Genomic DNA, 14,543 nt, shown 5'->3' with positions numbered 1-14,543 from the left:
CAAAAAATGAGCTCATTTGACAAAACGATGAGATTTAATTTTCCAGAAGAGCCTATTGAGCATAATGTAACTGAAGTACTAAATCAGGTATATGGTGCTTTGCAGGAAAAGGGATATCACCCCATTAACCAGATCGTTGGTTACCTACTGTCTGGGGACCCGGCCTATATTCCTCGTCATCGGGATGCCCGTAATATCATTCGCAAATTGGAACGGGATGAAATTATTGAAGAACTGGTGAAATCCTATTTGAAAAAACAGCATGAGGATTAATCGATGCGGGTAATGGGATTGGATGTCGGTACGAAAACAGTAGGTGTGGCAGTTAGTGATGAATTGGGCTGGACTGCACAAGGACTGACAACCTTGAAAATTAATGAAGAAGAAAAAGAGTTTGGATTTGCGGAAATTGGTGAGATTATTAAGGAACAACAAGTTAGTAAAATTGTTGTCGGTCTGCCAAAGAACATGAATAATACTATTGGTCCTCGGGGCGAAGCTTGCCAAGCTTACGCGGGTGAATTAGAAAAACTTTTCTCCTTGCCTGTTGTCCTTTGGGATGAACGATTGACCACAATGGCTGCGGAAAGGGTCCTTCTTGAAGCAGATGTTAGCCGCAAGAAACGAAAAAAAGTAATCGACAAAATGGCTGCAACACTTATTTTGCAGGGATTTTTAGATAGTAAATTTTAATGAGGTGGAAAAATGGATCACGGAGAAAATAATATTACTGTAGTAGATGATGAAGGAAACGAGCAATTATGTGAGGTTTTGTTTACATTTGATTCAGAGGAATTTGGAAAGTCTTATGTTTTATACTATCCAATTGGTGCTGATGACGATGATGAAGAAGACATCGAAATTCACGCTTCATCGTTTACTCCAAACGAAAACGACGAAGACGGCGATTTAACTCCAATTGAAACAGATGAAGAGTGGGATTTGGTTGAGGAAATGCTCAATACATTCCTAGAAGAGCAAGAAAACGAAGAATAAGAAAGTTAATAAAAAAGCTGTCCGAGACCACTCGGCAGTTTTTTTTTTGCCTTTTCCTTATCAATTTTGTCGAATGTACCCAAAAAATCCGCTTTCATGTATTTTTTTGCGGTGAAAAATGAAAATATAGTATAATGATTCGGGGATGTAAAAAGATTAGGTAAAGCTCAAGTGAGTGGAGGGAACATTTTTGTCAGATAGGAATCAGGCAATAAAAGACTTTTTTCGCCAAAAAATGATGGAACGGCAAAGTGAAGCAAAGGTTGTTCGTAAAATTGTTCTCATCGTTTCGATGATCATTTTTTTACTAATGGGCGCTGTTGTAGGTGGAGGATATTTTTATATCAAATCTGCAATGAAACCAGTAGATCCAAACGATAAGCATGAGAAAAAGGTCACGATTCCGATAGGATCTTCTGTTACAGGAATTGGCCAGATTTTAGAAGAAAAGGGTATTATTAAAGACGCTAAAGTATTCAAATATTACGTGAAGTTCAAAAATGAAGCTGACTTTATGGCAGGAAACTACAAATTGACCCCAGCCATGACAATTCCAGAAATCATAAGTAGACTTAAGACAGGAAAACTGTTACAAAATGCAGCTTTCAAAATCACGATTCCGGAAGGTAAACAGCTTAAACAAATTGCTGATATTATTGCTGAAAAAACAAACCGGGGACATGACGAAGTATGGGCTCAACTAAATGATCCCGCCTTTGTAAAATCATTAATGGAAAAATATCCTGACCTGTTAACAGATGAAATATTAAATAAAGATGTTATATATCCATTGGAGGGTTATTTATTCCCTGCTACCTATTCTTTTTATGAGGAAAAACCATCAATTGAAAAAGTAGTTATGGAAATGCTGGATAAAACAAAATCTGTTTTAAATGGATACGAAACGCAAATGAGTGAGCAAAAAGTTTCTCCACATAAACTATTGACCATGGCTTCATTAATTGAAGAGGAAGCAACTGAAAAGGCAGACCGAGAGACAATTGCTAGTGTCTTTTACAATCGGGTTCAGGCAGGAATGCCACTTCAGACAGATCCGACCGTGCTTTATGCAACAGGTAAACATAAGGAGAGAGTCCTTTATGAAGATTTAAAGGTTGAATCCCCTTATAATACTTATAAATACAAGGGGTTGCCACCTGGCCCAATCGCTAGTTCAGGGACAATGTCTATTGAAGCGGCACTAAATCCCAAGAAAACAGACTTTTTATATTTCCTAGCTACAGCTGAAGGGGATGTTATCTTTACAAAAACACTGTCGGAACATAATAAACAAAAAGCGGAACATATAACAGATAAATGATTAAATTAGCTTTCTCCCTTCTGATATGATAAAATTATTCGAGTGTTTCGATGCACTATGGCAATAGCGTGACCCACAGATATGATTGGATTGCTTCATGTATCCTATCTGTGACCGCTATTTTTTCTTGTCTAAATGACTTAGTGCATGATCCCTAAATTCAGTTCGACCCTAAGGAAATCGTTGCCAAAGAAATAGAGGTGATGGCGGCTTGGATAAAGAAAAGCTGCAATTATATATAAATGAATTAATACTTGAACGGCCGAAAATTCTATTGGAAATGGAACAGTATGCAGCAGAAAATGGGATACCCATCATGGAATTAGCCGGTATCGAAGCCATGCTACAGCTACTCCGGATTCAAAATCCCAGAACTATTCTTGAAGTTGGAACGGCGATTGGATACTCTGCTCTAAGAATGGCTTTTGCCCTTCCAAATGTAAAAATTGTCACGATTGAGAGAGACAATGAGCGTTTAGAAAGAGCGGTTGACTATATCAAACAGGCTGAAAAGGGAGCACAAATTGTTTTAATTAGCGGAGATGCCCTTGAAGTTGAGGAGCAAATCAAACCTTTCGCCCCCTTCGATGTTATCTTTATAGATGCCGCTAAAGGACAATATCAACGCTTTTTTGAGATGTATTCCCGCTACCTTAGTAATGACGGATTAATAATAACTGATAATGTATTGTTTAAAGGTATGGTTGCTGAGGCAAACATTGAGAATAAGCGGTTACGCAATTTAGTCAAGAAAATTCGTGATTTTAATAGTTGGTTAATGAAGAATCCTGAATACGATACCGTCATTGTTCCAGTAGGTGATGGGGTTGCAATTAGTAAAAAGAGGTGAATAATGATGAAAAAACCGGAATTGTTAGTAACTCCGACAAGTGTTGACGAGATATCCCGTTTGGCAGAGGCTGGTGCTGATGCGTTTGTAATTGGAGAGCAGCGCTACGGCCTGCGTCTTGCTGGTGAATTTAATCGGGATGACATCACAAAGGCAATTGATGCTGCCCATGAACTAGGGAAAAAGGTATATGTAGCGATGAATGCCATTTTCCACAATGAAAAAATCGAAGAGCTAGCTGATTATGTTACATTCCTTAACTCCGCTAAAGCAGATGCTATCGTTTTTGGAGATCCTGCTGTACTGATGACAGCTCGAGAAGTTGCTCCCGAGATGAAGCTCCATTGGAATACTGAAACGACTGCTACAAACTGGTATACATGTAATTATTGGGGCCGCAAAGGAGCAAAACGTGCGGTTTTAGCAAGAGAACTGAGTATGGATGCAATCATTGAAATGAAAGAACATGCAGAGGTTGAACTTGAAGTACAGGTTCATGGTATGGCTTGTATGTTCCAATCAAAACGTAGTTTATTAGGTCACTATTTTGAATATCAAGGTAAGTCTATGGAAATTCAAAATCGTAAATATGAAAAAAATATGTTTTTACATGATAAAGAACGAGAAAATAAATATCCCATTTTTGAAGATGAAAATGGGACACATATCATGAGTCCAAATGATACCTGTATGGTTGATGAGTTGCAGGACATGATTGAAGCGGGTATTGATTCTTTTAAAATAGATGGAATTTTAAAAAGTCCTGATTATATTTTAGATGTGACGAAACTTTACCGAAAAGCAATCGATGTATGTGTTCAAGATCCTGATCAATATGAGGATTTAAAAACTGATTTGCTAGAAGAAATTGAAAAAATTCAGCCCAATCATCGTTCGCTTGACACTGGATTCTTCTTTAAAGAAACCGTATATTAAACAATCACGTTGTGTGCTAAACGAAAAATAAATAAGAAGGAGGCAAAAGGGATGACTGCTAGTGTGAAAAACAATATTTCTAAAATGATAAATGGCAAACGTGTTATTGTTAAAAAACCGGAACTCCTTGCGCCTGCAGGGAATCTTGAAAAATTAAAGATCGCCGTCCAATACGGAGCAGATGCCGTATTTATTGGGGGGCAAGAGTATGGCCTCCGTTCAAACGCCGATAATTTTACTTTCGAAGAAATGAAGGAGGGCGTCGAGTTTGCTAAAAAACACGGTGCCAAAATTTATGTAACGACCAATATTTTTGCCCATAATGAGAATATCGATGGGCTAGAAGAATATATGCTAGGTCTAAAAGAAACAGGGATTTCTGGAATTATTGTTGCAGACCCGCTTATTATTGAAACCTGCAAAAGAGTTGCTCCAGAAATTGAAGTTCACTTAAGCACTCAACAATCTCTGTCGAACTGGAAGGCTATAAAATTTTGGCAGGAAGAAGGCCTTGAACGTGTTGTTTTGGCGAGAGAAACCAGTGCTGTAGAAATACAGGAAATGAAAGAAAAGGTTGATATCGAAATTGAAACCTTTATTCATGGGGCAATGTGTATTGCCTATTCTGGACGATGCACACTGAGTAACCATATGACTGCCCGTGATTCCAACCGTGGCGGCTGTTGTCAATCTTGCCGTTGGGACTATGATCTATATCAGCTCGAGGGTGAAAATGAAACGGCTCTATACTCAGAAAATGATTCACCTTTTGCCATGAGTCCTAAAGATTTAAAATTAATTGAATCTATTCCAAGGATGATTGAAATAGGAATTGATAGTTTAAAGATTGAAGGCAGGATGAAGTCGATTCACTATATAGCAACAGTTGTCAGTGTCTACCGGAAAGTCATTGATACCTACTGTGCAGATCCCGATCACTTCGTCATTAAACAAGAATGGCTCGAAGAATTGGATAAATGCGCGAACCGAGAAACAGCAACAGCGTTCTTTGAAGGGGTTCCTGGGTATAAAGAGCAAATGTTTGGAAATCATAGCAAGAAGACTACATTTGAATTTGCTGGCTTAGTATTGGATTACAATCCTGAGGAAAAAATGGTTACATTACAACAACGCAATCATTTTAAACCAGGAGATGAGGTAGAATTCTTTGGTCCGGAAATTGACAACTTTACTCATGTAGTAGATAAAATTTGGGACGAGGATGGCAACGAGCTTGATGCAGCACGTCATCCACTACAAATCGTAACCTTCAAATTAGATCAACCAGTGTACCCTAACAACATGATGCGAAAGGAGAATTAATGTATGTATCGCAAACCTGTTGTGATAGGTGTTGCTGGTGGATCCGGTTCAGGGAAAACGAGCGTAACCAAAGCGATTTATGAACAGTTTAAAGGTCATTCAATTCTAATGATTGAGCAAGACTATTATTATAAGGATCAAAGCCATTTACCGTTTGAAGAACGTTTAAAAACGAACTATGATCATCCGCTTGCATTCGATAACGATTTATTAATAGAGCATATTGAGCAATTGCTAAAATATGAATCGATAAATAAACCAGTTTATGATTACTCGATTCATACACGTTCCGCCAAGGTTATTCCAGTGAAGCCGCAGAATGTCATTATATTAGAGGGAATCCTAGTTTTAGAAGATGAGCGATTACGTAATTTAATGGATATTAAGTTATTTGTTGATACAGATGCTGATATTAGGATTATTCGTCGTATGCAAAGAGATATACGAGAACGTGGTCGGACGATGGAGTCTGTCATAGATCAATATGTAAATGTTGTTCGCCCGATGCATAACCAATTTATCGAGCCGACTAAGCGTTATGCCGATATCATTGTTCCAGAGGGTGGACATAATCATGTTGCAATTGATCTTATGGTCACAAAAATCAAAACAATTCTTGAACAAAAATCATTTTTATGAAACAATAGCATAAATAATAAAAAAGCACTGGTTTTTGTCCCATCCCATAAGCAGATTAATGATTTCTTGGTTTAATTGTAGTTTATGGGAGAAGGATAGCTCCCGAGGGATTGTAACCGTTCTATTTCGCTTTTTTATGAAAAATAAAAATGGTGCGCGCCCCTTTAAAGGACGCGCTCAAATGTATTTATCTATATACTACATAATTTTTTTTATCCACAATTTCTCTGGGCGATTGTGAAGATTAGAAGGAGTGAAGAGCTTTGGCTATAGAAAAAGTATTCCCAATGACACAGGCTGGTAAAGAAAAACTTGAGCATGAACTAGAACAATTAAAAACAGTTAAACGAAAAGAAGTCGTAGAACGGATTAAAATTGCACGTAGCTTCGGTGACCTTTCAGAAAACTCCGAGTACGATTCAGCAAAAGAGGAGCAAGCATTTGTTGAAGGTCGAATTACGACTTTAGAAAATATGATTCGTAATGCCAAAATTATTGAAGAAGATGAAATGAACAGTGATACTGTTGCATTAGGTCGTTCTGTTACATTTATTGAACTTCCTGATGGAGAAGAAGAAACATACGCAATTGTTGGAAGTGCTGAAGCAGATCCATTTGAAGGTAAAATCTCCAACGATTCACCGATTGCTAAAAGCTTGTTAGGGCGTAAGGTAGGAGATCAAGTATCTGTTCAAACCCCTGGTGGAGAAATGAACGTTCGAATTACTTCTATTAAATAAATTCCAATCATTTGAGTTTGAAAATGTAAAACCTCGTCAAAACTTTTGACGAGGTGTTTTTTATGTTAAAAAAACGAGCATTGATTTGGTTCGCAGGCAGTTTTATATGTTTAGGTCTACTAATGGTTAGATTAATGCAAATACAATTATTTGCCACTGAAAGCTTTTCAAAACACCAAGTAAATTTATTGGAAGCGAGCGTTAAGCAACGTTCCCAGGAAGTGATTCTTGATAGTGGAAGAGGAAACTTTCTAGACAGAAGTGGTCAACCCCTGATTTACGAAAATAAACCTGTACTCATATTATTTCCATTTTTGAATAAGATAGATTGGGATGCTGAAAGAGTAGCGAAAATCATTGAAGTCCAAAAGAAAACTTTGCTTAATAAGGTTCAGAAAGCGAAAGAGCCATTTGCATTGGGCGACCCAGATCCCATGCAGTTAACCGGTTTGCAAATGAAAAAAATTAACGCCATGAAAATTCCTGGTGTGTTTGCTGTTGAACGAAAATATTTACTGAAAAATACACCAGCAGAACAGCTGATTGGGATCGTAAAAGAAAATCAAACAGAATTAAAAAAACGGTATCCAGACAAGGAATTTTCTCCACAAACCACTTTAGGAATTTCCGGCCTAGAAAAGAGTTTTGACGAGTTTCTAATTGCCGAAAGAAAATCAAAATTAGTTTACCATGTGGATGGAGATGGAGCGCCATTGTTTGGGGTGAATGTGAAATACGTTGATCCAGCTAACCCCTATTATCCAGTAAATATTAAAACAACAATAGATAAAGAAATGCAGACGGCTGCCGAAAAACTTGTGGATCAAAATGGCATTAAAAAAGGCGGTTTAATTCTTGTCGATATAGAATCAAATACTGTGTTAGCGATGGTTTCTCGTCCTAGCATCAATAAAAAGGACCCATACCTTGGAAATGGGATTGAAAATGTAATGTTAAATCAACAAATTATGGGCTCAGTTTTTAAAACCGTTGTGGCTGCAGCAGCTATTGATCATGGACTAGATGATCCAACTCGTACGTTTGATTGTAGTCGAAAAATTAATGGCGCGCCCGATTTAAAATACAATTATGGCATGCTGACATTTCAAAATAGTTTTGCTCGTAGCTGCAATCGCACCTTTGGACAAATTGCTAATGAATTAAAGGATATCGATCCCACCCTTATTGAAACATATGCACAAAAACTTGGATTAATTGGGCCGGTAGGTTGGAGAGGGTCTGTGTTTCATATTGAAAATTTCTCACAATTAAAGGATGAAGAAAAGGGCCGGGTATTTTTATCCGAAGGGGCTAAAAAAGATAAAAATTTTGTAGCAATGACCGGAATTGGTCAACATGAAGTAAGAGCAACTCCACTTGCTGTTGCCAATATGATGTCCACAATTGCTAAAGGTGGAAAAAAGGAAACGATCCGTGTTGCTTCAAAGGTAGAATACCAAAATGGGACAAACATGTATGAATTTCCAAAAAAGAAGATGAAGGGCGATACATTAGCCCCATATACAGCGATGAAATTGCAGGCTCTTTTGCGAGAGGTCGTGACAAACGATCACGGAACAGGGAGATGGTTTCAAGATTTACCATATGAAGTAGCTGGAAAATCAGGAACAGCAGAAACGGGAAAATACGCAAATAATCGCCAACTACATAATAAGTGGTTTGCTGGGTATTTTCCTTTTGATCATCCGAAATATGCACTTGTAACGGTAAATTTGGATGTGAATGATGACGAAGGAGGAGTAAACCCTTTATTTGCGGATATGGTGAAATCCATTTATGAAATTGATCACCCAACAGATAAGTTGCAATAAACTCCTTCAAGTTTTAAAGTTGTCATGGTAGAATATTAACAACTTGTCAAAGGAGGATATTTCTTTTGAAAAGCAATTTTGATCAATCAAGAGAAGGTATGCGCTCAATGCAGCGCTCCAAAAGAAGAAAAACAAATATTATCTTAAATGGTCTCATCGGTCTTGTGATTCTCTTAATCATTATTGTTTCTGTTAATATTTTCTCAGGGAATAATGATAATCAAGAAAAAAAGCAGGAGCAAAAAGTCGAAAAAAAGGTCAGCAGTAGTAACAGTGAAAATGATGCCAAAACGGCCTCGGGAACGACTAAACAAAAACAAACTAAAAATACACAAAAAACTACTGGTGATAATGCAAAAGAAGATACATCAAAAGTAGTCACGACAGGTGGCGGAGAAAACGTCAAGGGTACCATTGAAGATCCTGCTTGGGAGCCTGTTGGAACGACCCAGACTGAGCCATTTTCATCTGAAGCAGTCGATTGGGATGAAAGAGTCAAAGCCTTAGCCTATGCTACTGATATGGAAACGAGTAATATGACAGTTTGGTACTTAACCAGAAATGGTTCAGATCAATCAATTGGTACCGTGACTGCTAAAGGAGACTCACAAGCCTACCGGGTTTATCTGGTCTGGAAAGATGGCAAAGGTTGGATGCCAACTAAGGTTGAAGAATTAATAGAGAATGACAAGGGAAAAACCAGCGCTAGCGATAATTAATAAAAAATAAAGGGTCTGACTTCCACATTCATTATTTTATGTTCCTATTTTTTAAAAAGGGGCTAAATAATAGTGTAGGGTTTGACCCTTTTATTTTTTTGGCTCCGTTAAACTAGAATGTTGATTTCCGTTCCAGGCACCCGCGCACCTTAGGGGCGGGCGGTGAGCCTCCTCGTCGCCTACGCTCCTGCGGGGTCTCACCTGTCCCGCTGCTCCCGCAGGAGTCTTCGTGCCTTCCACTCCAATCAACATTGTGCAAAAAATCAACATGGAGCTTTAACACAGCCATTTTTTAAAAAATAAAAGGTATTGAGAGGAAGGACCGGATATGATAAATTAAGAACAAGTTTTATTCTAATTCATAGTATATTTATGTGAATTGTTAGAATAAAACAGGGAGTGGACATCATGGGTAAAGAATTCATCGAGCTGTTTGAACAATGGGCGGATTCTTATGATACAACCGTTTCAGGTAATGACATTGAATATTATGATGTATTTTTCCAATATGACGAACTTCTTCAGAAAGTAAATCATCGCTGCTTCGGACGTATATTAGAATTTGGGGTTGGAACCGGGAATCTAACGAAAAAACTTATAGCTAGTGGAAAAACTGTAACGGGTATCGAACCCTCAACATCGATGAGAAAAATTGCTGCTGCCAAACTAGGGGATACAGTTCGCTTATTTGACGGTGATTTTCTTGATTTTCCAGATGTGGGGGTTGATACAATCGTTAGTACCTATGCCTTTCATCACTTGACTGATGACGAAAAAGGAACATCTATCACGCGCTATGGCAATCTTCTTGCTACTGGTGGTAAAATAGTGTTCGCGGATACAATGTATGAATCTGAAGAAACCTATAAAAGGGCGATTGATGACGCATTGGAAAAGGGCTTTCTAAACCTTGCTGAGGATTTGCAACGCGAATTTTATCCAACCATTCCTTTTTTAAAGAAGTTGATGGAACAAAACGGGTTTCAGGTTTCGTTTGAGCGTTGGAATAACTTTGTATGGATTATGGAAGGCGTAAAACAATAGAAAGAGGTTCTAAAAATGAAAGTAGCAATCATCGGAGCAATGGAAGAAGAAGTTACCTTACTAAGAAACAATATTGAGAACCCAACGATTGAAACAATTGCAGGCTGTGAATTTACCAGTGGGAAAATGGACGGGGTAGATGTCGTTCTGCTACGTTCTGGAATCGGAAAAGTGAATGCAGCCATGTCTACCACAATTCTCCTCCAAAAATTTGCTCCTGATTACATTATTAATACCGGATCAGCTGGAGGCTATAATCCAAGTCTAAATGTAGGGGACGTCGTTATCTCTTCAGAGGTTCGTCACCATGATGTTGATGTTACCATTTTTGGTTATGAATATGGGCAAGTACCACAATTGCCTGCAGCTTTTGTGGCGACGGAAAAATTGGTGCAAATTGCAGAGAAAAGTGCCCAAGAAATATCCGATATTAACGTTGTTAAGGGTCTAATCGCTACAGGGGACTCCTTTATGAATGACCCAGCTCGGGTTGAGTTCGTGCGAACAAAATTTATTGATCTCCAAGCTGTGGAAATGGAAGCAGCGGCTATTGCTCAAGTAGCTCATCAGTTTGGGGTTCCGTTTGTGATCATTCGTTCTCTATCAGACATTGCTGGGAAAGAGTCGAATGTATCTTTTGATCAATATTTAGAAAAAGCAGCTGTAAACTCAGCAACCCTTGTGATGAAAATTGTCTCAGGTTTAAAAAACAGTTAAAGGGGAATATGGTTTGAAGGTTTATCAAAGTGTACACGAGTTAATTGGCAAAACGCCAATCGTCGAGCTTAATAGTTTAGCTTTACCACCCGGTGTTCGCCTTTTCGGCAAGTTAGAGTTTATGAATCCAGGTGGAAGCGTTAAGGACAGGTTAGGGATTGAGCTTTTGCGAGAAGCATTCGAGAGCGAAAAACTACAGGTGGGTGGCACAGTGATTGAACCAACTGCTGGTAATACAGGAATTGGTCTTGCATTAGCAGCGTTGAACAAAGGTGTAAAGGTAATTCTTTGTGTACCAGAGAAATTTAGTAGCGAAAAACAGGATTTAATGAAGGCGTTAGGAGCAGAAATTGTCCATACTCCAACAAGTGAAGGGATGAAGGGTGCGATAGAAAAGGCAACCCAGCTATTACAAGAAATCCCTGGAGCCTATTGTCCACAGCAATTTGCTAATCCCGCTAACCCAAATACGTATTACCAAACAATTGGGCCGGAAATTTGGGAACAGATGGAAGGGAATGTTGACGTTTTTGTTGCTGGTGCTGGATCTGGCGGAACTTTTATGGGAACCGCGCGTTATTTAAAGGAACAGAACTTAGGAATTAAAACGGTTATTGTTGAACCAGAAGGCTCGATTTTAAATGGAGGTTCTCCTGGTCCACATAAGACCGAGGGGATTGGCATGGAGTTTCTACCAGGGTTTATGGACACCTCCTATTTTGATGCGATTCATACCGTTAGTGATGATGATGCTTTTGCCCGTGTGAAAGAGGTTGCAGCGAAAGAAGGTCTTCTTGTCGGTAGTTCATCTGGTTCCGCATTACACGCAGCATTAGCGGAAGCAAAAACAGCCAAACCGGGTACGAACATTGTGGTCATTTTTCCTGACGGAAGCGAACGATACTTAAGCAAAAAGATTTTTGAAGGAGGCATATAGGTTCGATGAAAACTAAGACTAAACTCATTCATGGCGGAATGCCAAGCGATCCTCTTACAGGAGCGGTATCTGTCCCAATTTACCAAGTAAGCACCTACAAGCAAGAAGGGATAGGCGGTCATAAAGGATTTGAATATTCAAGGACGGGGAACCCGACCAGACAGGCCTTAGAGGCGCTAATTAGAGATTTAGAAAATGGAACAGCAGGTTTTGCGTTTGGATCAGGAATGGCCGCTATTACGGCTGTGATGATGCTATTTAATAGCGGGGATCATGTTGTATTAACAGATGATGTATATGGCGGTACTTATCGGGTGATATCAAAGGTTCTTAACCGATTTGGCATCGACAGCACATTTGTCGATACAAGTGCCCTTGAGAATATTGAAGGGGCTATAAGAGAAAATACGAAAGCCATCTACCTGGAAACACCGACCAATCCACTTTTAAAAGTAACTGATATTAAGGAAGTAGCCGCTATTGCGAAAAAGCATAAGCTATTAACCATTGTTGATAATACATTTTCAACGCCATACTGGCAAAATCCAATTGATCTTGGGGCGGATATCGTGTTGCATAGTGCAACAAAATATTTGGGTGGTCATAGTGATGTCGTTGCTGGCTTAGTGGTAGTTAATAGTGTACAGCTTGCTAGTGATTTGCACTTTGTCCAAAACTCCACCGGAGGTATATTAGGGCCACAAGATTCCTGGTTATTAATGAGAGGAATCAAAACGTTGGGCGTACGGATGGAAGAGCATGAAGTAAACACGGCCGGAATTGTTAAATTTTTATCGGAACATCAGGCAGTGAAAAAGGTGTTTTATCCTGGGCTTGAAACACACCCAAACCATGATATTGCTAAAAGGCAAGGACGTGGCTTTGGAGGGATGGTTTCTTTTGATGTTGGTAGTGAGGAAAATGCTAATAAACTGCTAAGTAAGCTGAAATATTTCACGTTAGCAGAAAGCCTAGGGGCAGTGGAAAGCTTGATTTCTGTTCCTGCTAAAATGACCCATGCATCGATTCCAAGTGAGCGTCGAGCCGAACTAGGGATTACTGACGGTTTAGTCCGCATTTCTGTGGGATTAGAAGACCTTGAGGACTTAATCGAGGATTTAACTCAAGCGCTAAAATAAGAATTTAAGGGGCTGACTCATCTCAGCTAGTCAGATTGTCGAGAAAGGCTATTTTCTCGACAATTTTTCATTTTGCCAGAACATTAAATGCAAGTTTTTAATATGAGATTGTTTATGCTAAGGAACCTGTTGATCTCCGCTCCAATTAACAGGGGGCAATCAAACTAAAAAATTGCGGCGATTTCGGACAGCTTTGGCCGGAAAATGGGAATAAAAAGCCTCAATGATGCCCAAAATCAAAGAGTCGTGGAAAAATAGGAATCAAAGGATCGTTTGGAACTAATTAATCAATAGACAAAAATTCATATTCACTGTGGCTAGACTCAATTTGCTTAAACATTGATTTCACTACATATTTTTATTTTCTATTGGTTGAATGGAAGGTCTGTATTGGAACCTCCCTGTTGATTGGAGTGGAAGGCGCGAAGACTCTTGCGGGAGTAGCGGGACAGGTGAGACCCCGCAGGCGCTTTAGCGCTGAGGAGGCTCACCGCCCGCCCCGCGGAAAGCGAAGCGCCTGGAACGGAAATCAACAGACCTATTGAACAGACTATTTAAAAATCATGATTAATAATGTTATAACAAATTAAGACGGTGAATAACTAAAGCTTTTAGGTCTCTGAGGGCTGACTCATCTCGGCTCCTTTTTTCCACCTTTGCTAAATATTACATCATCTATAAATCTGTTCTGTATGTTACAGTAGATTTATAGATTTTTTATAAGGCTAGGTGAGCGAATATGGAGCTTGAAATCGTGAAAAGTTTGTTTGCAAAAATGCTAGACTATAAGCGGTATGGTATTGTATTGCTGGCCGTGGGTGTATTTTTTTACTTAGGTGTGATTATTCCGTCTGTCGCAAAGTCAGATTTAGATATGAATATCATGATGGGGGCATCCCTTATATTTCTTACATTTTCAGTTCTGTTCTTAAATCAATCCAAGATTTGTAGGCGTAGATTGTTAGAATCAGAAGAAGGGCAAGAATACATGACGAAAAAGTAAACGTCCTATTAATCGGGGCGTTTTTTTTTGTATAGTTGTTACAAATGTCACATGTAACACAATGTTCACAATTCAGCAATTTAAATAAGGGGTCAATGTGGTAAATTGAAATTGTAATATTCAGATACTTACTGAGGGGTGTGGGGGATATGTTTTTAATGGTGATGGGACTTATTATTTGTGGGGCTATTGGAAGTATCGTTGCTGCTGAAGTTAGTGCAGATGCATAATAAAAGCACGAGAAAGCATTGACCTTGAGTGAGGTGAATGCTTTTTTACTTTCAAGATGGACATAAAAAAATTATCAGGACAGACAAAAATCCCTCTTTTTTCACATAGGAATTAGT

Annotated in this window: 16 protein-coding genes; all 16 read left to right on the top strand. The window is 38.8% G+C overall.

From position 1 onward, the window contains the following. Positions 1–6 precede the first annotated feature (6 nt). The 16 genes from B1NLA3E_RS17005 to B1NLA3E_RS16930 all read left to right on the top strand — a co-directional run bounded on the left by B1NLA3E_RS17005 (position 7) and on the right by B1NLA3E_RS16930 (position 14,196). Positions 7–273 carry an IreB family regulatory phosphoprotein gene (locus B1NLA3E_RS17005; protein WP_015595074.1) on the top strand — a complete coding sequence of 89 codons (267 nt, stop codon included), beginning with the start codon at positions 7–9 and terminating at the stop codon, positions 271–273. 3 nt (positions 274–276) lie between these two features. Further along, a complete protein-coding gene (gene ruvX, locus B1NLA3E_RS17000; RefSeq protein WP_015595073.1) occupies positions 277–693 on the top strand; it encodes a Holliday junction resolvase RuvX in 417 nt (138 codons plus the stop codon). Positions 694–705: 12 nt separating this feature from the next. Next, positions 706–996: a DUF1292 domain-containing protein gene (locus B1NLA3E_RS16995; protein ID WP_015595072.1), complete on the top strand. Its 291-nt coding sequence runs from the start codon at positions 706–708 to the stop codon at positions 994–996. A 235-nt stretch (positions 997–1,231) separates the two neighbouring features. Then, the gene (gene mltG / locus B1NLA3E_RS16990) at positions 1,232–2,317 is read left to right on the top strand and encodes an endolytic transglycosylase MltG (RefSeq protein ID WP_051120229.1); all 1,086 of its coding nucleotides are present in this window, start codon (positions 1,232–1,234) and stop codon (positions 2,315–2,317) included. 211 nt (positions 2,318–2,528) lie between these two features. After that, entirely contained in the window at positions 2,529–3,167 is a 639-nt protein-coding gene (locus tag B1NLA3E_RS16985) for an O-methyltransferase (RefSeq protein ID WP_015595070.1), read from the top strand. A 6-nt stretch (positions 3,168–3,173) separates the two neighbouring features. Then, positions 3,174–4,103: a peptidase U32 family protein gene (locus tag B1NLA3E_RS16980; protein ID WP_015595069.1), complete on the top strand. Its 930-nt coding sequence runs from the start codon at positions 3,174–3,176 to the stop codon at positions 4,101–4,103. Between the two features lie 51 nt (positions 4,104–4,154). Then, positions 4,155–5,426 carry a peptidase U32 family protein gene (locus tag B1NLA3E_RS16975; protein ID WP_015595068.1) on the top strand — a complete coding sequence of 424 codons (1,272 nt, stop codon included), beginning with the start codon at positions 4,155–4,157 and terminating at the stop codon, positions 5,424–5,426. A gap of 3 nt (positions 5,427–5,429) precedes the next feature. Beyond that, entirely contained in the window at positions 5,430–6,065 is a 636-nt protein-coding gene (gene udk, locus B1NLA3E_RS16970) for a uridine kinase (RefSeq protein WP_015595067.1), read from the top strand. 263 nt (positions 6,066–6,328) lie between these two features. After that, positions 6,329–6,805, top strand: a complete 477-nt coding sequence (gene greA / locus B1NLA3E_RS16965) for a transcription elongation factor GreA (RefSeq protein ID WP_015595066.1) — start codon at positions 6,329–6,331, stop codon at positions 6,803–6,805. A 62-nt stretch (positions 6,806–6,867) separates the two neighbouring features. Continuing rightward, entirely contained in the window at positions 6,868–8,637 is a 1,770-nt protein-coding gene (locus B1NLA3E_RS16960; RefSeq protein WP_015595065.1) for a peptidoglycan D,D-transpeptidase FtsI family protein, read from the top strand. Positions 8,638–8,702: 65 nt separating this feature from the next. Next, on the top strand, positions 8,703–9,356 hold the full coding sequence (locus tag B1NLA3E_RS16955) for a YrrS family protein (protein WP_015595064.1): 654 nt from the start codon (positions 8,703–8,705) through the stop codon (positions 9,354–9,356). Between the two features lie 408 nt (positions 9,357–9,764). Beyond that, positions 9,765–10,400: a class I SAM-dependent methyltransferase gene (locus B1NLA3E_RS16950; protein WP_015595063.1), complete on the top strand. Its 636-nt coding sequence runs from the start codon at positions 9,765–9,767 to the stop codon at positions 10,398–10,400. Between the two features lie 15 nt (positions 10,401–10,415). Then, positions 10,416–11,117 (top strand): 5'-methylthioadenosine/S-adenosylhomocysteine nucleosidase, encoded by a 702-nt coding sequence (gene mtnN / locus B1NLA3E_RS16945; protein WP_015595062.1) that lies wholly within the window; start codon positions 10,416–10,418, stop codon positions 11,115–11,117. A gap of 13 nt (positions 11,118–11,130) precedes the next feature. Next, entirely contained in the window at positions 11,131–12,054 is a 924-nt protein-coding gene (locus tag B1NLA3E_RS16940; protein ID WP_015595061.1) for a PLP-dependent cysteine synthase family protein, read from the top strand. A 5-nt stretch (positions 12,055–12,059) separates the two neighbouring features. After that, positions 12,060–13,193 carry a bifunctional cystathionine gamma-lyase/homocysteine desulfhydrase gene (locus B1NLA3E_RS16935; protein WP_015595060.1) on the top strand — a complete coding sequence of 378 codons (1,134 nt, stop codon included), beginning with the start codon at positions 12,060–12,062 and terminating at the stop codon, positions 13,191–13,193. A gap of 739 nt (positions 13,194–13,932) precedes the next feature. Continuing rightward, the gene (locus B1NLA3E_RS16930) at positions 13,933–14,196 is read left to right on the top strand and encodes a YrhC family protein (RefSeq protein ID WP_015595059.1); all 264 of its coding nucleotides are present in this window, start codon (positions 13,933–13,935) and stop codon (positions 14,194–14,196) included. The last annotated feature ends 347 nt before the right edge of the window (positions 14,197–14,543 follow it).

This window comes from Bacillus sp. 1NLA3E (assembly GCF_000242895.2).
Taxonomy (GTDB): domain Bacteria; phylum Bacillota; class Bacilli; order Bacillales; family Cytobacillaceae; genus Bacillus_BU.
This window is presented reverse-complemented; position numbering and strand designations above follow the sequence as displayed.

Coding starts and splice junctions, on each gene's coding strand:
- B1NLA3E_RS17005 (WP_015595074.1), top strand. CDS start 7: ATGAGCTCATTTGACAAAACGATGAGATTTAATTTTCCAGAAGAGCCT.
- ruvX (WP_015595073.1), top strand. CDS start 277: ATGCGGGTAATGGGATTGGATGTCGGTACGAAAACAGTAGGTGTGGCA.
- B1NLA3E_RS16995 (WP_015595072.1), top strand. CDS start 706: ATGGATCACGGAGAAAATAATATTACTGTAGTAGATGATGAAGGAAAC.
- mltG (WP_051120229.1), top strand. CDS start 1,232: ATGATGGAACGGCAAAGTGAAGCAAAGGTTGTTCGTAAAATTGTTCTC.
- B1NLA3E_RS16980 (WP_015595069.1), top strand. CDS start 3,174: ATGAAAAAACCGGAATTGTTAGTAACTCCGACAAGTGTTGACGAGATA.
- B1NLA3E_RS16975 (WP_015595068.1), top strand. CDS start 4,155: ATGACTGCTAGTGTGAAAAACAATATTTCTAAAATGATAAATGGCAAA.
- udk (WP_015595067.1), top strand. CDS start 5,430: ATGTATCGCAAACCTGTTGTGATAGGTGTTGCTGGTGGATCCGGTTCA.
- B1NLA3E_RS16960 (WP_015595065.1), top strand. CDS start 6,868: ATGTTAAAAAAACGAGCATTGATTTGGTTCGCAGGCAGTTTTATATGT.
- B1NLA3E_RS16950 (WP_015595063.1), top strand. CDS start 9,765: ATGGGTAAAGAATTCATCGAGCTGTTTGAACAATGGGCGGATTCTTAT.
- mtnN (WP_015595062.1), top strand. CDS start 10,416: ATGAAAGTAGCAATCATCGGAGCAATGGAAGAAGAAGTTACCTTACTA.
- B1NLA3E_RS16935 (WP_015595060.1), top strand. CDS start 12,060: ATGAAAACTAAGACTAAACTCATTCATGGCGGAATGCCAAGCGATCCT.
- B1NLA3E_RS16930 (WP_015595059.1), top strand. CDS start 13,933: ATGGAGCTTGAAATCGTGAAAAGTTTGTTTGCAAAAATGCTAGACTAT.